We start from the raw sequence: 18,891 nt of genomic DNA on the forward strand, positions 1-18,891 counted from the left end.
CGTTACCCCCGACCAACCAGCATGTATTGACCCATGACCACGTCCTCGATCGCCCGTTGGGCCGCCTCGACGCTGCGATCCAGATTGAATTCAGTCTCCACGCGATCGCGCCCGGCCCGGCCCATGCGACGCGCGGTTTGCGGATTCGACAACAAGTCCACCAGTCGCACTGCGAGCTGTTGCGGATCTTTCGGTGGCACAAGGTATCCGGTCTCTCCGTCATTGATCATCTCGGGGATGCCGCCGACGGCGGTGCAGACTGCCGGTCGGCCGCACGCCATGGCCTCGAGTAGTGCGATCGAAAAACATTCCACCGTTACCGAACTCAGCGCGAAAACATCGATCGCGCGCAGCAATCGAGCGACATCGCGACGCACGCCGGCGAAGTGAACGTTCGATGTGATCCGCAGTTCTGAGCACAGCGCCTCGAGCTGAGGACGACATGCACCATCGCCGATAACGAGGAACCTCGCTCGGGGCATCTCGTTGATCACGATGCGGGCAGCCCGCAAAAAGGTGGCGTGGTCCTTTATCGGGCTGAGTTCGGCAAGGATGCCGACCACGGGATCGCCTTCGGTCCAGCCGAATTCGGTCAGGGCGCTTCGGTCGGTGTTGACATCGAACAGCGCCGGATCCACTCCGTTGTGGATGATGCGAATCTTGTCATCGGGGTAGCCGAGTTCATCCACCAGATACCGTCGCTGTGCCTCGGCGACACCGAAATAGGCACTCGTCCAGCGAGTCAGCGCACGATCAACTGTGGTGCGGACGCTGCTTCGCGGGTTGGGATCGCCGATGTTATGCACCCACATGACCGTGTGCTCGACGCCGGCGGCGCGGGCAGCGATTCGGCCCAGCGTTTCTGCGTTATAGCCACGCACCACCACGACGTCTGGCCGCTCCCGCCGGGTGATTGAGACGAGTTTGCGCAGAGCGCGCGCTGCCTGCCGCTTGCCTCCCAGGTGCAGTGCCCTCGAGTCGACCCCAGCCGCCAGCAGATCGGCAAAGAGTTCGCCCTCCTTGCCGATGCAGACGACCGATGGAGTGAACCGCTCAGGGTTCATCCGCGGCAGCAACGTGGTCACGTGTCGCTCAGCGCCGCCAACCCGCAGATCTGGAACAACAAACAGCACTCGGATCGGGCGCCCGCTCATCGGGACACCTCGCGGTAGAGCGCGTCGAGCCGGCGCGCGACTGCGCAGACGTCGAACCGACTCTCTACTCGTGCGTAGGCGGCGCCACCGTATCGGGTGCGCAACTCATTGTCGTAAACAACGATCCGCAGCGCGGCTGCAATCGCCTCGGTGTCTTCGGGCGGGATGATTAGGCCGCATTCATCGCCGATCATTTCCGGCAGCCCACCGACATTGCTGGCGATCACGCACAATCCCCGCGCCATCGCCTCCAGCACCGCCATCGACTGCCCCTCGTTACGTGACGGCAGCACCAACACCTGGGCGTGGTCGAGCAGCTCACCGACCTCTTTCTCAGACAGCCAATTGTGCAGTGCGACAGTATCTTCCAGGCAAAGTTCCCGGATGGTTTGGCGCGCGCGCTCCACTTCGCCATCACCGGCGAGCGTCAAGGTTGCGGCCTTCCAGGGGCCCGAATTGAATTCCGGGTCGCGGGTGAACTTGGCCCACGCGTCGAGCAGTCTGAACGTACCCTTGTGGTCGCCGATGCGGCCGAGGAAAACCACATGCACTGGCTCGCCCAATGCCGGCTGGGTCGCACGGCGTGCGAGGCGAACCGCGTTGGGGATTGCAATTATCCGCGCGGTCGGGGCAATCGCGCGCATCCGCACCGACCACACCTCGCCGAGCGCAATGAAGGCGCTCGCCCGACTGAGGGTCGCACGGATCACCGCCTGTGCCACCCGTGGTGAATTCTCGTAGAAACCCTGGAAACCGGACCCGTGCATATGGATTACGACGGGAACACGGGCAGGCCTGCTGATCCAAAACAGCGCGGCCTTCCGGATGAAACTTCCGCGCGTACTGGCATGCAGGTGCACCACGGTGGGACGGAATCGAATCAACTCGACGACATACAGCAGCGCGCCACGCGCGAAAGCCGTGATTTTCGCCGCGTCGGAGCCGTCGCGGTGAGTCGCAACGTGCCGGATGTTCCAGTCAGTCCACAGGACTGTCTGCTGCATCGCGCGAACGTAGCTCGCGATGCCGCCTCGGGTTTCCGTGCTTGTGGAAACCCACAGTGCCCGTTGCTCAGCCATGGCGCTGGAGTATTCGTTCGGGGATGTCGCCGTTCCCGGCCGCCTTCGCGCGTTTGTCGCGATCGGCCCATCCGATGGTGATTCCGACGAGCAGGAATATGACCGTTATCGCAAACTCGAAGTACCGGAGGTCGACAGTCATCCCGGCACAGACGAGGATGGCCATCCCCATGATCGCCAGGACCGCGAGCGGCTTGCCGCACAAATCGTGATCCGGAAGTGTCCGGTACGCACTCGATAGCCGGTACGCAACCAGCGCCAGGACACAGATCCAGGCTGCGAGGCCGATCGCGCCCAATTCGGCCAGGACTGCCAACTCGTTTTGGTGCGAGACCTCGCCCAAGCCAAGACTCCATGCCGTGTCTGGGGACCACTGCTGATGGTGATAGGAATTGACCGCCTGAAATCGACCAACTCCCCAGCCTTCGAGGGGTTTTCGTGCGAATGCCCAAAGCGCGGTCTGGATGTCGTTCAGTCGAGACTCGACCTCGCCCTGGGAGCCCACGCCACCTGCCTCCCGGTCGTCACTGGTGAACGTCGACCAGTTGGTGACGACGATCGTGACCAACAAGCAGAGGACCGTGATGAACCAATGGCGATATCCCTTGGCCAGGGTTGCGCCGATGATGAGCACGGCCACTCCGCCGAGCCAGGCGGCTCGGGTATGCGTCTCATAGAGGCCGACGCCGGAGGCAACGGCGATCGCGAACGCTATGCACCTCTGCCACACCGGTTCGCTGCGCCGGCTCAACAGCAACATCGCGATCGCAATGCCCAGCGCGAGGACCATTCCATTGACGACCGGCTGGTTGAAGACGCCCACGGCCCGGCCGGCCCAGCCCGGTCTTTCGATCACAACGATGTAGCGAGGCCAGACCCAGTCGGACAGCCCGGTGAATGGCATGATGCTCACTGCGGCTGAGTAGGCCACCAATGTCAGGATCGTCCAAAGCAGTGCCCGCACCGCCGACGTGCGGTCGAATGCGTAGCGCCCGACGACATACATCGCGAATGGGATCAACGTCCCGATGACTATGAGCCGAGATACCGAGAGACCTTCGCTGAGCAGCACGTCGACCGCGGGGTATTTGTGCGGGGTCAACATCGAGTAGACGTTCCACATCAGGTACAGGGACATCGCCCACCCGACCCCTCCGATGCCGCGCAATCGAGTCGGTGTGCGATCCATCCATAGCGCTGTCGCTATGACCAGCGCAGCGAAGACGACCAAGAACAGCTCGACGGGCAATGCGGTCTCTGACCGTATTGGCAGCCGCAGGAACATCGTCACAAGTAGCAGGATCGTTGCGAAGACCGGGCTGATCAGGGCACACAGTCCGAGCGCCAGAACGGCGACACCGGCAAACAGCATCTGGCCGGATGTCGAACCCACCAGCAGCGCCGCCGGCATGCCGACAACGATCCCGACCACGATGGCACCGGCAGGCAACGATGCCCGCAACCGGCTGCCTCGGACGGGGGCGCCTGATCCGTCGGCTCCTTGGTGGGCCGAGACGTCAGCCGCCAGCGGAGCTGACCCGCTCATCTGCGTTCTGTCCCGTCGATCAACACCGCGCCAAGAAGAACCGTGTGCGCGTCACCGAGCGCATCAACTGCCGAGGTGACGTCGCCGGCCCGCGACGAACGTCGGCCGACGACGACAATGGTGAGGTCTGCCGCCGCACATATCGGTTGCGAATCGATGGTGTCGGCGATAGATGGAGCGACGACGACAACGGTGTCGGCGCCCGTGCGAATCTCGTCGAAAACCGCGACGACTCTCTCGCGGCTCACGAGCGAGTAGCGGTCGGCAACAACCGAACCCGAGGTCATGATCTTCAACGAGTCGACCGCACCGTCTTTCAGCACACTGTTGACCAGGCCGCTGTCGGTGAGTACGTCGTTGAACCCGGCATCCTCCGTATGCTGCGACGCGTCGTTGTCGGCGTAGACGAGAACGGTCCGATATCCCTGCTGAGCCGACAACCTGGCCAATGCTTCGCCGAGGTCTCGCGCTCCTCGAGCGCCGCGGATGTCGGTCAAGGCGACGACCGTCGATTTTGGCAAGTCTTGGAGGCTGACGATGTTGGCAAGCGTGCGCAACCGATTTTCACGCAACGTGTTCCGCTCGATCGAACCACTAGCGGGCACCTCGACCAACGGTTCGATGCCGGTCTTGTCCAGAACATCGGCCGAATTTGTGAGCCGTGTCGAGAATGCCGCCAGACCGAGGGCGGCAAGGATACCGAGCAGCAATCCACCCGCGGCCCGCAGTGCGACCTCGAACATGAAGTTTGGTGCGTTCTTGGTTACGCCGGCCCGAACCTGAAGCTCCTGGAGTTGATCAGTCGAATCAGCACGCAGCGTGTCCAGTCGCTGCTGTACGACGGGCACCAGCGGATTCATCAAACCGTCGGGTCCGGCCTTGGAGAGCAGCGAGTTCAGTTGGTCCTGCGTGTTCTCGATCGCTTTCTCATTTCTCCTTTGCCGTACCGAATTGATGTCGTCACAGAACGCCGCGGCCATATTCTGCGCCGCATCCTGGGCGACTTTCGGGCTCTGAGCGGTTGCCTCGATGGTCAGGATCGGGCTGGCGCCAACCGTCCGGGCCTCGAAGGTGACATCCTCGGGGAGGTCATGCGCGTCCCTCAACCGGCCGATCGTCGCGGGATCGTTGAAAAGGGTGGAGTATCCCGTGACCATCGTTGCGTCTTCCACGGGATTTCGGCCCGGTGAGGACAGCACGAGTGTCGATGTCGCCACATACGTTGGTTTGGTAAGCAGCAGCGGCAGGGCGGCCGACAGCGTCGCGAGTCCCGCGATTGCCAGAACTACCCACCATCGTCGCCGGATCTGATCGATGCGGCGCCTCAGAATCGGATTCACTTCTCCTCCAAGGGAACATAAGAACGCGCCGATGCCCAGGTCATCGGAGTACACCCTTTCGCGAAGCGGTCGCCGGCTCAGCGCCGTGGATCAATTCGGTCGCGACGCGTCGGCCGGACCTGATCGCACCCTCCATCAGCCCGAAGAACTCCAGGCTGGTTTCGGTGCCGGCCCAGTGGACGCGGTCATGCGGTGTTGTCAGTGTCGGGCCGAGCCGCAGCCAGTCGCCGAGGCCGAACAGGGCGGCATAGCAGCCCTTGCTGTACTCCTCAGCCAGCCAGTCGGTCACCGTGCATCGTGTCGGCGGCGGCAACTGTGGAAAGAGCCGCCGGGTGTGGGCCAGCGCCGCGTCCCGCTGCTCGGCCGGCGACAGCGGGCTGAAGGCGGCTGCCGCGGCACCGGTAACGAATCCCGTTAGCACGCCGGTGGATTCGTCCGGCGGAGAATCATCGACCGTGGACAGCAGCGGCCCGTGCGCACTGACCGACCATCCGGATAGTCCGTAGTCACGCCAGATCGGAGCCGGATAATTCAGATGTACCTTGACTGCACAGCCGCGCCCGGTGGCCGTTGTAGCGCGCGGCGTCCGCAGCGCGGGCCGGAACTCGATCCGTTGCGCGAGCAGCGGCGGCACGGCGACGACCACCCGGTCGGCGCGATACTCGGACGGTGTGCCGTCGATGGCCGAAACGCTATGCACCACAACGTCGTCACCGTTCTGGTCGATCGCACAAACTGGTTGGTGCAATTGCACCCGCTCGCCGAGCCGTTCAGCGAGCACCCCGCACAAAAGATGCGCGCCGCCATCAACCCGCCATTGCTGGGCCCCGCCCTCGAAGGCGTTGAGATACCGGATCCCGCCGCCAGAGCGCAGATAGAAAGCCATGTGAAGAGCGGAGATCGCGGCTGGGTCGGCCGCCATCATCTCGCCGATGAACAGCGGGAAAAAGGTCTGCGCGTCTGGATGCCTGACCTCGTCGACAAGCCAGCGCTCGGCCGTCAGATGGTCGAGATACCCCGCCCGTGGGCTGTCCCAGGGTGCGTCAGGCTGCACTTGCGCGACGAGGTCCTCGAGTCGATCGAACAAATCACCGAGCGCGACCGCGTCCAGAGGGGGCATCCGAGTCGCGGTTGTCGTCCTCCGCTCCGACACCAGGAATGTACTGTCCCCAGCCATCACGGTGGAGACCACGTCGAGTCCATGCTCCCGCAGCAGTGCGAGCAATTCGGTGTGCCGCTCGCCCAGGTAGGCGGCACCCCCATCGGCTACCACACCTGCGGACAACGGGACACCAAGCATCCGCCCGCCTACCCGGTCACGCGCCTCCAGCACGGTGACCTCCGCGCCCGCCACCGCCAAGTCGACAGCGGCGGTCAGTCCGGCCAGGCCGGCACCGATGACGACAACGCGCATGCCTGCCCCGATCATGACACCGCGGCCGCAACTTTAACGAATAGCCCATCCGCCGATGGGTTTTCGACGAAGTCCTCGAACAACAGCTCCGTACCGAAGTCCCGGGCGATCGCACTGAGCACCCGAGTGGCCAGCAGTGAATCACCGCCGAGTTCGAAGAAGTCGGAACTCGGAGTCACGTCCGGGGTGTTGAGAACTCGACGGAAGATCCCGACGATGTGGTCGGCGCTCATAGGCTTGCTCCATTGCTGTCGTAGTCTGCTGCTGCGGCACGCTGCGTTGCCGCCCGGTCAACCTTGCCGCTGGACGTGTAAGCGAGCGCGGCAACGAATTTCACTCGGCTGGGCACGAATTGGTTGGGTAGACGGTCGCGCAGGTACTGTTTCAGTTCGGCCGGCGTAGTCGCCCCGGCCGTCCTGGCCAGAGCAACGTACGCTGTCAACGCCGTGCGCCCGAGTAGCCGTTCACCGACCACAACGGCGCCTGCGACCTCGGGGTGGGTGTTCAACTGCGCCTCCACCTCGGCCGGATGTACCCGCACACCAAGGACTTTCACCTGTTCGTCGGCGCGACCGCGCGAATACAGCAAGCCGCGCTGGCCGCGGATGACCAGATCACCGGTGCGGAACCACCGGGTCGGTCCCGAGCCGTCATCGGCGACCGGGAAACCCTTCGCAGTGGTTTCTGGCAGCCCCAGGTATCCGGTGGCTAGGGAGGGACCCGAGATGAGTAGTTCGCCCTCCTCGGTGACGCGATCGCGCACATGGGGCAGCGGGCGCCCCAGTGGCGCCTCGGCGTCGTGAGCCGCGACTTCTGGTTCGGTGCCGGGGCCGGCCAGCTGCACCGCGTGGGTCACCATCGTCGTTTCGGTACACCCGTAGGTGTTGAGCAACCTGACGTGCCCGACGTCGAGATCACGCCACTGCCGCAATCGGGTTGGGTCGACCCGCTCGCCGCCGATCACCACCAGTCGGACGCTGTCGGGTAGTGCCGCGTGCTCCTCGTGCAGGAAAAGCGCGAGTTCGTGCCAGAACGCCGTCGGCAGGTCGAGCACGGTGATTTCCCGTTCCGCCAGCATGCGGATGAACGGCGGGAACGAGCCGGAATGGGCCGCGTCGTCGAAAACCAGTGTCGCGCCGGCGGTCAGCGCGGGCAGAATCTCCTCCAAGCAGGTATCCCACCCGAGCGAGGCGAATTGCAGCACGCGGTCTTCGGGTGTGACCGCGAAGAGGTCGCGTAGCGCGCGCACCGTGACCGTCAGGGCATGCCGCGAGACCACCACCGGCTTCGGCGCCCCAGTGGAACCCGACGTGCACAGCACATACGCCGGATCGCTCCGGTGCCATGAAGGCTGCAGCACCTCGGCATCAGCAGCGACTGGATCGTCGTCGAGCGTTTCGATCCGCAGGTTCGTTGCTGCGTGCGGGTCGGGGGCTACCGCAAACAGACGGTCCAGGCCGAGCACCGCGGCGAGCGTCTGCTTGCGGGCGACCGGAAGAGCGGCGTCGATCGGACAGTAGGTGGCGCGGGCTTGCAGTATCCCAAGCAGATGCTCTACCACCGCGGGTGTGTGCGAGACCAACGCACCGATCAGACCGGATGGCGCGTCGGCGGCGAATCGGCGTGCCCGATAGCGCAATGCGGTAAGACGGACCCGCTCTGCGAGGTCTCGATAGGTGATGGCGACCCCGTTGTGCACGATGGCAGGACGGTGAGGCCAATCTCCGGACGCGGCGGCGAAGTCCGCCATCACGTCACCGACGACGTCGGTGTCGGGAACCGCGACGCCTTGCTGCAACGGCGACAGCTCGTAGGTATCGATCACGTCATCCATGCGTCAGCTTCTCCCGTTCATGCCGAGCCGTTGGCGGCGAATTGCTTTTCGCTGACGCATGTTTCAGTGGGCCCATGACCGTTCGGGAATGATCCAGAGGGAGTGGTCGCGGTATTGGTCGAGGGCAGGGCGCCTGCGACAGGACCGTACTGGTCAGGTACGGTGCCGTCGTCCGAGGCGGGCGTGGCTGACCCGCATTCGGCTGAAAGTGCTGTGCCACATGGGCGGTCGCAATTCTCCCGCCACCATGCCTGCCCGGACGCCGGCAGACTGTCGATCGGGTCGTAGAACGGGTAGATGCGGTTCAAGGCATCGACATCCGTCAGATCCAAACCAGTGCGGTAATTCTTGGTCCAGTATGAGACGCCCAGGTTCCGGTCGTAGTGCACCACTTGATGGACCCACCGTTTACCGACATAGGGAACATCGCATACGATTCGCGGCGTCGCGTAACCGGGCAGATAACCCATGATCGCCAACTGCAGCTGTTGAGCTTCCCCTAGTGAGGTCCGCCAGTGTTCGGCGTTAGGGATCATGTCGCACATATAAAAGTAGTACGGCAGGATATTTGCTTCGCCCTGGAGCGCGAAACACAGGTCGAGCAGGTCGTCGGCCGTAGCGTTGACCCCACGCAACAACACGCCCTGGTTGCGCACGTTGCGCAGCCCTGCGTCGAGGAGCGCCCGCGCCGCCGCCGCGACCAACGGAGTCACCGACTGCACATGGTTGATGTGGGTGTGTAGCGCCAGGTTGACCCCGCGGGCGGCGGCAATGTGCGCCGTACGATGAACTCCGTCGAGCACCTTCGATTGCAGCCAGTGCTGCGGCAGCCCGGCCAACGCCTTTGTCGCCAAGCGGATATCGCGGATGGTGTCAATTTCGAGCAACTGCATGAGGAACGATTCCAGTCGCGGCCAGGGGACGTTCGCAACATCCCCGCCGGACACCACGACATCGCGCACCATCGGTGTGGCGCGCAGGTACTCCAACATTCGGTGCTGCCGGTCGGCCGGCTGCAGGGTCAGCCTGGTCTTGCTGACCGTGGGTGTGGAATTGCCGACGAGATCCATCCGCGTGCAATGGCCGCAATATTGCGGGCAGGTCGACACCATTTCGGCGAGGACCTTGGTCGGGTACCGATGGGTCAGCCCCTCCACGACCCACATGTCGCTCTCGTGCAACGAATCTCGCTCGGCGTATGGATGTGAGCACCATTCCGGGTCGCGATCGCTGAGCACCGGGAGCATGTAACGCCGGATCGGATCGGCATAGAACGCCTCGGTGAGGCTGCGGCGTTCCGGCAAGCTGTTGGGGGCCATGGTGTTCAGCGTGTGCGGCGGCAACAACATCGACATGGTCGCCCGTGACAGCTGATCGGCGGCCAGGTCGGCATAGAACCGCTCGCCGAGCAGATCCCCCACCACCGCGCGCAGCTGCCCTACGCTCTTGACGGAGTGCGCCCGCTGCCATTGTGCGTCCCGCCATTCGGACTCCGTGACCGTCGCCCAGCCTGGGAAACGGCGCCAATCCGGCTCCGACAACTCCTTGCGTACATAGGTATACGGCTGATCGGTGGCGGCGGTGAAGCCAGTGCGCCGGGTTTCCGAGAGTCCCCGCAAACGATCAGTCATCAATCCGTCCTCCGTCGCCGTCACGCGTCGATCGCCATCGCCGGCTCGGGCTCGAGAGAGGCGCGAAGCCACTGCACCGTGCGGTGGACTCCTTCGACAAGATCGACAGCGGGTTTCCACCCGAGTTCCTTGTGCGCCTTCGTCGCATCCAACGCAATCGCGTGTAACTCACCGGTACGAGCCGCCGCGTAACAGGGCATCGATGACCCATCAAGCACCGCAGCGATCAGGCGGTGCACTTCTGCAACTGTGGTCTGTTGCCCCGTGCCGATGTTGTAGGTTCCGACGGTCGTCAAGGGCGCCTCGCCGGCACGCACAAATGCGTCGACCACGTCGTCGACATAGACGTAATCGCGAGCGGCGGTGCCGTCGCCGTAGACGGTGACCGGGCGACCGCTGATCATTCTGCTGCCGAAAATAGCGATCACGCCGGCCTCTCCCAGCGGATTCTGACGCGGTCCATAGACGTTGGCCAACCCCAGGCAGATCGGCGCGAGCCCGTACATGCCCGCGTAAGCGCGTACATACATCTCGCCGGCGACTTTGGCCGCCGCATAGGGCGACAACGGATCCAACTGCGCGGTCTCATCCACCGGCAGGCGGGTCGGTGCCCCGTAACGTGAACCGCCTGACGCGGCATAGACGACCCTTTGAACGCCCGCTCGCCGGCTGGCCTCAAGAACATTGATCGTTCCGAGCACATTGCTGCGGGCATCGAATTGAGGATCGGACACCGAAGCCCGAAGATCGACCTGCGCGGCAAGATGGAAAACAGCGTCGGGGTTGGCACCCGCGACGATGCCTGCCAGTTCGGGCGCCTGAATATCGGCCCTCAAGAACGTGAACCGGCCCGGGTAAACCCTGTTGCAGCGATGCGCTTGTTCGAGGTTGGTTGCGACGCCGCTGCTGAGGTTGTCAACTCCAACTACTTTGTGGCCTTCGGCCAGGAGACGGTCCACCAAAGTGGAGCCGATGAATCCGGCTGCGCCGGTAACCAAGGTTCGCACGATTTGCTACTCCTATTCAACGGGACTGACTGAAAGTTCGTGGTAACCGCTCCACTGGACCAGGGGTCATGCAGGCTGACGACTCATCGCGACCAAAGACCGCGAGCGAGGAACCTACTTTGTACATTCTCAGTAAGCCCCTTCATGCTGAAATACTGATCGGACTGTCTTCCCGATAATCGCAATGTCGGCGGCCATCGACCAATTATCGACATATGAAAGATCCAGACGGAGGGCGTCATTCCATGAAAGATTGGATCTGCCACTAACCTGCCATAGCCCAGTAATACCAGGCTTGACGAGAAGCCTGCGCTGGGAAACGCTGTCATATTCTTCGGCTTCCAGCTTAAATAGCGGACGGGGACCGACCACACTCATATCCCGGCGGAGAACGTTGATGAATTGTGGCAACTCGTCGATGCTGAAGCGTCGCAATATGCGACCCACCGACGTTATCCGAGGGTCATTTCGGATCTTGAACAGATGGCCGTCGCATTCGTTGCTGTTCAAGAGATTCTCGAGTTTCTTGTCTGCATCCACCACCATGGTGCGTAGCTTCAACATCGAAAATGGCTTGCCGCCAAATCCGATGCGTTCAGAAGAATAGAAGACAGGGCCCCTACTGTTGGCCTTTATAGCGATGGCGGCTAGAAGAAGGATCGGCAGGACGGCTGTGAGTGCGGCCAATGCGAAGCAAAAGTCGAAAGCGCGTTTCTGCACGCGCTCTGCACCGCGATATTGCGGCTTTTCAATGTGTAACAGTGGTAGGCCGGCAACGGGAAGCATGGTCAAGCGAGAAATCGCGACATCCATTACCCCGGGCGAAACCACTAGATCGACGCCCAGGGGCTCGAGCGTCCAGATTAACTTGCGGATTTCCTGGGTCCCAAGATGCTCGCTGCCAACTATCGCGACTGTGTCCGCACGGCACTTACGGATCATCTCCTCTAAATGGCATATTTCGGCACCGACTACGGGAATCGCCTCGTCCCGGACTAACAGCTGCTCGTCGTTTGCCGGGACGCCGCCAGGTATGCAAGCTCCGACAATCCGATACCCGTCTATCGGATTCCGGGTGAGCTCATTCGCGAGATTCGCCACCGCGTCACTTTTTCCGACGGCCAACACTGCAGTTAGATATCTGCCATCGACCCGCTTGCGCGCAACATATTGCCGGGCCAGCCACCTGCTCAGCACCAAGCCAAAAATGCCTACGGGAAGAGCAACAGCGAGATAACCCCTCGCAATCTCGAGCTTGAAGAGCAGCTCCGCCATAGCGATGGCACCGAAGGTCCAGAGAGACGCCTCCACCGCTCGCCGGTACTCCTCGATGCCCCGCCCGATAATTCTTGCGGACCTTGCATGGAAGCCGGCTAGGGTGGACAACCATAGAATCGCGATCAGACCGGAATATGCCGTGGCATAACCGTTTTCATGTACAGGCGCCAGAGGGGCTTGGCCGAATCGGATATATTGAGCCAAAATCACCGCGCCGATTACCACCGCGGAGTCCGTTATCCGAAGTTTGGCGGCGTATCGCCGTTGCCACCGTGAGCGGTCGAGTTCCTGAGTCGGCGCCCCTTCGGCCCGGGGAGCTTGTGCCGAACCTAGTATCCGCACCTGGGTCGGCTCGGGGAGCGCTCGTTTCGGTAACACTGCCGTGCTTTGGTGACCATTTCTCCCCTGGCGGTTTCGTTCGCCGCCAGGGCGAGAGACGCTGAGTCCGGACTTCTGTTGAAACACGGCCTACCCCAACACCATCGGTTCGGATTCTCTGATTTGGGGCTTGGTCTGCGACGGCAGTGCAACAGAATGCACGGCATTTGCGCAAACCTCCCGGGTCAAGCGAGAGGCCCCAAAGGCTGTGCGGGCCAAACTGCTCGAACCCATCGCGGTGGGCCCGACTAGGTGCATCTCAGGCAGTTCGTGTCGGTCGGTGGACAGCTCAACAATGGGAGTCAAGACTCGCTCCTTTTGAAAGTCTGGCGCCACAAAGGTTTTGGCGGCTGTTACCTCGATCGCTGGGTCGGCGGCACATGTCACAACCGTGTCAGCTCGGCCGGCCAAGATGGATTGCGCATCGTTGGTGGAGGCCTGGACGGTCGACTCGTCCGCCAATCGGGATGTGAGAGAACGAGCTTGCACTACTTCGCCAAGCTCGGTTGGAACAGCACCGTCGGCCTCGATGGTCATGACGCGCGAACTTCTTGCAAGGCCTTCGCATGCCACTCGATCGTTCGGACAATGCCTTCGCGCACCTGCACCTGTGGGCTCCACCCCAGCCGGTCGCGAGCCCTGCTGATGTCGGGCTTTCGGCGTGTCGGATCGTCTTGCGGTAACGGGCGGAGCTCGATCATCGAGGGTGAGCCAACTAATTCGCGAACCAGTTCGGCGATTTGACGGATACTGAGTTCAACTGGATTGCCAAGATTGATCGGTCCCGGCTCGCGCGAGTCGAGCATTGCCGCAATGCCACGAACCAAATCGTCCACATAGCACAGGCTCCTGGTTTGGCTACCGTCTCCGAACACGGTCAAAGGTGCGCACCGTAGCGCCTGAGCAATAAAGCTCGATACCACGCGCCCGTCGTCTGGACGCATCCGCGGACCATACGTGTTGAAGATGCGTACGATGCCGGTGTCCGCTCCACATGAAGTGCGGTAGGCAGTCGTTAACGCCTCCGCGTAACGCTTCGCCTCGTCGTAAACACTTCGCGGGCCGACGGAATTTACGTTGCCCCAGTAGTCTTCTGATTGCGGGTGAATCAGCGGATCACCGTAGACTTCACTGGTCGATGCCAAAATAAAGCGCGCCGACTTGGCGCGCGCGAATTCGAGGGCATGCCGTGTTCCCTCCGAGCCGGTCCGCAGCGTAAAGATTGGCCTCTGTAGGTATCCGGGTGGCGACGCCGGGCTAGCTAGGTGAACGACGCCATCGAAACTGTCCACGATATTGATCGGCTCCAGCACGCTGGCCTCAATGAAGGAGAATCGTGGTGACGAGATGAGGTGTTCGAGATTGGCGCGGCGCCCGCTCGACAGGTCGTCGAGGCAAACGACGGTGTCGCCACGGCCGACCAGCAAATCGCATAGATGCGATCCAAGAAATCCGGCTCCGCCGGTGACGAGAATCCTCACGATTTCCCCCTGGTGCTCTGGTTGTTGACGCGCTCTGTGTAAGTGATCACGGACACCCGAAACCGCGATATGTCCAGCCCGCTGCTCGCCATTCGTGCGGATTGAGGCAGTTGCGCGCGTCGATAATGCACTTGGATCTCGTGACGTCACCAAGTTCTTGCGGCTGCATTCTCCGGAACTCGTCCCACTCCGTGAGAACCAGCACCGCGTCGGCGCCGATACACGCGTCTGCGGTTGAAAACGCGTAGTTAAGAGTTGGGAAGGCTTTCCGCGAATTATCCATAGCCTTGGGGTCGTATACGGTCACGTTGGCGCCCTCTACTTGGATTTGGTCGGCCACGTCCAGAGCAGGCGAGTCGCGGATATCGTCGGTGTTCGGTTTGAACGCCGAACCGAGAATGCTCACCCTGGCTCCGACTAGCGATCCGCACACTTCTCGGGTGATGGCTACAATTCGGCTGCGCCGCCTGATGTTTAGGCTGTCGACCTCGCACAGAAACGCGAGCGCATCGCCTACACCCAGTTCGCCGGCGCGAGTTATGAACGCGCGTATGTCTTTCGAGAGACATCCGCCCCCGAACCCCAAGCCGGCGTCAAGAAATCGACGACCGATGCGGTCGTCACAGCCGATCGCATCGGCGAGCGTCGTGACATCGGCCGACGTAACTTCACACACTTCAGCGATGGCGTTGATGAATGAAATCTTTGTGGCAAGGAATGCGTTCGCTGATACTTTTACCAATTCGGCGGTTGGAAGGTTTGTCACGAGAAAAGGAATTTCCTCAGCCCACAGTCGGGCATACACTTCCCTTATCGTGTCCTCTGCCCGGGAATCCCGGCGGTTTTCGACGCCGAGGACTATACGGTCCGGATGCAAGGTGTCCTGCACCGCGAACCCCTCCCTAAGAAACTCGGGATTCCACGCCAACTCGACTTCGACGCCAACAGGAGCGATTCTGCGCGCCCGTTCGGCCAGTCGCTGGGCTGTTCCGACCGGAACCGTCGACTTTCCGACGATTAGCGTCGATCGGCTCAGATGGGGACATAAGGCATCGATTGCCGCGTCGACGTAGGACAAGTCGGCGCCCCTATTTCGCTTGTTTTGCGGTGTGCCGACTGCGAGGAAATGGACATCGGCGAAGTCGGCCACCTCCGCATAAGATCCGGTGAATCGGAGATTCCCGGAGGCCAGGCCGTCCTTTACGATGTTCTCTAGCTCCGGCTCGAAAAAGGGCACCACACCCGACTGGAGCTTGGCCACCTTGTCAGCGTCGATATCGACGGCCAACACGCTGTGGCCAATTTGCGACATACACGCCGCGTGTGTCGTCCCCAAATATCCGGCTCCAATCACGGCGATCTTCATGGAAGTTCCCGTGTTGGCGCTTCGTAAGGTGCAGCGGTAGTCGCTTGTTCCGAATTCATTCGCTTCAACTCCCGTCCAGGCTGCCGCTCATTCGGTGAACAACAACGATTTTGTTGCCGTTTAATCAGCCCGCGAGCTGGAGTCACGTGCTTTGGACTGGCGTGCATATCGGCGATGCACGAATCGAAAACCGCTATAGCCAACGCCGCAATATTGAGGCGCCCGATGAGGCCGGCGGAGTCGGGGGCGGGCCGCCGACTCCGCCGGCGATGAATCGCGTCTAGGGCTTTCAAGTTCTTCAGCGGTTGGTGGGGCACTCCATTGCGATGGCCGCGCAGGCTATTGATGCAGCACTTCACATAACCGACCATGCGATCGGTGGCAGACACTCTCCACACTGGACCGTTGATGAGCCGCCTGGTGAACTCGATTCGTTCAGCCAGTTGCAGCAGCATCAAAGCGGAAACGCTCATCGAACCGCGTGGCTCGCGTACCGACGCGAGAGTCTCTGACATACCGAAGAATTCGCCCAACCGCAGTAGGCGCGTCCACAACTCCAGATCTGACCACTCACGCAGATCCTCGCGAAAGCCGCCACAGCGCTGAAAATCTACGCGTCGAAACATTGCCCCGGATGGCGGTCCAATGGGGTTGCCGCCGCCGCGCACTATCGCCTTGACCACGCGCTGCCCGGAGTGGACACCCACGATTTGCGCGAACGCCGGCTGCCGTCTCGCAACTTTGCCGGTGTGATCGATGTGTTCCGTCCGGGCGGCTACCAGCGCGACACCGCGGTTGTCCTCCAGCACTTTGGCTTGCGCTGCTATGCAGTCCGGCTGGAGTATGCCGTCGGGGCATAGGAGTTTGACGAACTGCCCTCGACTATGCCGCACGGCCATGTTGAAGCCCGCGGCGAGCGGCAGGGTCGTCTCATTTCGGATCACTCGCACGCGGTCGCCTGCCGCCGCGCAGAAATCGGCTGCACTATATGAGCTTTCGTTACTGACGATGACGATCTCCAGGTCGTCGAAACGTTGCGCGAGAACGCCGTTGATCGTGGTCTGCAGATTGCGCGCCGCCCGGTTGGCGACAATGCAAACCGAAACCTTTGGGCGACGCACAGGGCGCTTGCTGGCCTCCATTACGGCTGGCCGGTACGCCTCCACGATGTCGGCCCAGTCCCTGATTGGCTTACTCATGATGAGCTCGCACTCAGTTGACACTTCACTCTCCCGGCGCGTAGCCGCGAAAGTCCCTCTCCCAGGCCCCTAGTGGTTCTGGAAGCAATGTCGCCACGTCCGAATTTGATCTCCCCCCGATGCTTCACGATTCACCCCACCGTCACCGATTTGGCGAGGTTTCTGGGTTTGTCGACGTCCCGGCCCAACGCCAGTGCAAGCGTGCGGGCCAGCACTTGCAGCGGTATGGCGGCGCCAATTGGACCCCACGGCGCATGTGGATCGTCGACTACGGGAACGGTGCTGCCTGCCGGACCGAAAGTGATCACGCGACCACCACGGGCCTTGACCTCCGCAACATTGGTGGCCAGTTTCGGGTCGGCGTTATCGACGACGATGACGGGAGTTCCGTCGTCTATCAGTGCGAGTGGTCCGTGTTTGAGTTCTCCCGCCGGGCAGTGCTCGGCCCATCGGTACGTGAGTTCCTTGAGCTTGAGCGCGCCCTCGGCGGCGTACGGCAGCCCAGATCCTCTGGCGATGAAGATGAAGCCGCTGGCCCCCTCAAGCTCCTCGGCGAGCGGTGGCACCAAGCACTTGGCGATCGTCCCCGCCGAGGCAAGCTGGTCTGGCAAGCGGCGAAGATCATCGACCAGTGCAACAGCGAACGCAGCGCTGATCCGGCCCGTGGCGACGAGCGCTGAAATCATCAGCGCTGCACCGGTAATGATCTGGCATGTGAACGTCTTAGTGGCTGCCACGCCGATCTCAGGGCCGGCGCCACACATGATCACTGCATCTGCCCGGCGCGCCAACGTGGAGTGCGAGTTGTTTGTAAGGGCCAAGAGAGGCGATCCAGCTACCGCTTCGGACTTGACGGCATTCAGAACGTCGGCCGTCTCGCCAGACTGACTGATCACCAAGGACAGCTGATGTGCTTCCGCGATCTCCTCTGCCGCCTCGCTGGCGACAGTGGTCGTCGCCGGTATACCTCCCAGGCGGCGTACCAGGTTGCAGATCACATGCCCTGCATTCAGCGATGTGCCACACCCGATCACGCGCAGACGTTCAAATGGCGCCAGTCCGAGCTCAGTCCACAGCGCCCCGGTTGCAATTCCGTCCTCGAGTTCATCGAGCACTCTGCTTGCCAATTCGGGTTGTTCGTCGATTTCCTTGGCCATGTAGTCGGTGCAACCGTTCAAGTCGGCGTCGTGCCCCTGCCACGTGGACCGCGTCACTGTTGGTGGCATAGTCGCGATTCCGCGACGACTCCATCGATCGCTGCTAGTCAGATCAACGACGTCACCGTCATCGAGTACGCGATACTCGTCGGCCCAGTCGGCAATCGCCGCAAAATCGCTTGCTGCAAAGTCACCATGGGTAGTGCGGGCGACCAGCAGCGGCGAACCGTGAGCCGCGACGACGATCTGGCCGGTGCCCGCTTCAAGAGCGGCCAGCGCCCACGACCCCTCGACGTGGGTAAGTGCAATCTGCACGGCCTCAAAGAGATCCCCGCAGCGCATCCGCGCATCTTCGATCAGGTGACACAACACCTCACTGTCGACGGTTGAGGCGAATCTGTGACCCGATGCGGCCATGGCATGCCGCAGGGCGTCTGCATTGTCGATCACGCCGTTGTGCACGAGGCTGATTTGTCCCGTGCAGTCGGCGTGTGGGTGTGCGTTGGTTACCGTCACCCCACCATGGGTCGCCCACCGGGTGTGACCAATCCCCACTCCATCGAACTGCGGGCCGCGCCAGTCGCGCACGAGCCTGTCAAGTGCCCCTACCCGGCCGACCGTTCGGAGCCGCGCTAGGTCGCCGGTGCTGGTTTGCAGAGCAACACCGACTGAGTCGTAACCGCGGTATTCGAGTCGGCGGAGTGCGACGCGCAAGTAATCGACCGCGGGCCGATTCGTGCGGCACGCGACTATGCCGCACATCGCCGTGTCACCTGATCTGAGTGGTGCCGCAGGATGTCGCTGGAGCTATCGGCGTCGAAATGTGGATGACCCGCAGACGAAGGCCAGTTGGATGAACAGGTATCCATGGTTTCCGGCAAACGGACAGTGGAGTCACGGACTGCCGGCTCAATGGCCGACCGGCTCAACGCAATTCGCGTCCACAGGCACGCCGGCAGTGTCGCCAGCGATGCCCTACCGCAGACGTGAGTTAACCCGAAAACCATGCCTTCACTATCGGTTCCAT

Annotated in this window: 14 protein-coding genes; all 14 read right to left on the minus strand. The window is 62.1% G+C overall.

Going from position 1 to position 18,891, the window contains the following annotated elements; translation table 11 throughout:
• Window positions 1-2 precede the first annotated feature (2 nt).
• The gene (locus tag VJV41_RS22705; protein ID WP_325337474.1) at window positions 3-1,154 is read right to left on the minus strand and encodes a glycosyltransferase; all 1,152 of its coding nucleotides are present in this window, start codon (window positions 1,152-1,154) and stop codon (window positions 3-5) included.
• On the minus strand, window positions 1,151-2,233 hold the full coding sequence (locus VJV41_RS22710; protein WP_325337476.1) for a glycosyltransferase family 4 protein: 1,083 nt from the start codon (window positions 2,231-2,233) through the stop codon (window positions 1,151-1,153). The genes VJV41_RS22705 and VJV41_RS22710 overlap by 4 nt, the downstream gene beginning before the upstream one ends.
• A complete protein-coding gene (locus VJV41_RS22715) occupies window positions 2,226-3,779 on the minus strand; it encodes an O-antigen ligase family protein (protein ID WP_325337478.1) in 1,554 nt (517 codons plus the stop codon). The genes VJV41_RS22710 and VJV41_RS22715 overlap by 8 nt, the downstream gene beginning before the upstream one ends.
• Entirely contained in the window at window positions 3,776-5,119 is a 1,344-nt protein-coding gene (locus VJV41_RS22720; RefSeq protein ID WP_325337480.1) for a hypothetical protein, read from the minus strand. Before VJV41_RS22720 ends, VJV41_RS22715 begins: the two co-directional genes overlap by 4 nt.
• A gap of 40 nt (window positions 5,120-5,159) precedes the next feature.
• Window positions 5,160-6,533, minus strand: a complete 1,374-nt coding sequence (locus tag VJV41_RS22725; RefSeq protein ID WP_325337481.1) for a flavin monoamine oxidase family protein — start codon at window positions 6,531-6,533, stop codon at window positions 5,160-5,162.
• Between the two features lie 11 nt (window positions 6,534-6,544).
• Complete coding sequence (locus tag VJV41_RS22730; protein WP_325337483.1) at window positions 6,545-6,766, minus strand: acyl carrier protein; 222 nt, start codon at window positions 6,764-6,766, stop codon at window positions 6,545-6,547.
• A complete protein-coding gene (locus tag VJV41_RS22735) occupies window positions 6,763-8,367 on the minus strand; it encodes an AMP-binding protein (RefSeq protein ID WP_325337485.1) in 1,605 nt (534 codons plus the stop codon). Before VJV41_RS22735 ends, VJV41_RS22730 begins: the two co-directional genes overlap by 4 nt.
• 17 nt (window positions 8,368-8,384) lie before the next feature.
• The gene (locus tag VJV41_RS22740) at window positions 8,385-9,998 is read right to left on the minus strand and encodes a lysine 2,3-aminomutase (protein WP_325337487.1); all 1,614 of its coding nucleotides are present in this window, start codon (window positions 9,996-9,998) and stop codon (window positions 8,385-8,387) included.
• Between the two features lie 20 nt (window positions 9,999-10,018).
• Window positions 10,019-11,005 (minus strand): NAD-dependent epimerase/dehydratase family protein, encoded by a 987-nt coding sequence (locus VJV41_RS22745; RefSeq protein WP_325337489.1) that lies wholly within the window; start codon window positions 11,003-11,005, stop codon window positions 10,019-10,021.
• 129 nt (window positions 11,006-11,134) lie between these two features.
• Entirely contained in the window at window positions 11,135-12,508 is a 1,374-nt protein-coding gene (locus VJV41_RS22750) for a sugar transferase (RefSeq protein WP_325337491.1), read from the minus strand.
• Between the two features lie 686 nt (window positions 12,509-13,194).
• A complete protein-coding gene (locus VJV41_RS22755) occupies window positions 13,195-14,142 on the minus strand; it encodes a UDP-glucuronic acid decarboxylase family protein (RefSeq protein WP_325337493.1) in 948 nt (315 codons plus the stop codon).
• A 46-nt stretch (window positions 14,143-14,188) separates the two neighbouring features.
• Window positions 14,189-15,508: a UDP-glucose/GDP-mannose dehydrogenase family protein gene (locus VJV41_RS22760; RefSeq protein WP_325337495.1), complete on the minus strand. Its 1,320-nt coding sequence runs from the start codon at window positions 15,506-15,508 to the stop codon at window positions 14,189-14,191.
• Complete coding sequence (locus VJV41_RS22765; protein WP_325337496.1) at window positions 15,505-16,707, minus strand: glycosyltransferase family 2 protein; 1,203 nt, start codon at window positions 16,705-16,707, stop codon at window positions 15,505-15,507. Before VJV41_RS22765 ends, VJV41_RS22760 begins: the two co-directional genes overlap by 4 nt.
• Before the next feature lie 131 nt (window positions 16,708-16,838).
• The gene (gene glmS, locus VJV41_RS22770) at window positions 16,839-18,626 is read right to left on the minus strand and encodes a glutamine--fructose-6-phosphate transaminase (isomerizing) (protein WP_325337498.1); all 1,788 of its coding nucleotides are present in this window, start codon (window positions 18,624-18,626) and stop codon (window positions 16,839-16,841) included.
• Window positions 18,627-18,891 lie beyond the last annotated feature (265 nt).

It is taken from the genome of Mycobacterium sp., assembly GCF_035274705.1.
Classification (GTDB): domain Bacteria; phylum Actinomycetota; class Actinomycetes; order Mycobacteriales; family Mycobacteriaceae; genus Mycobacterium.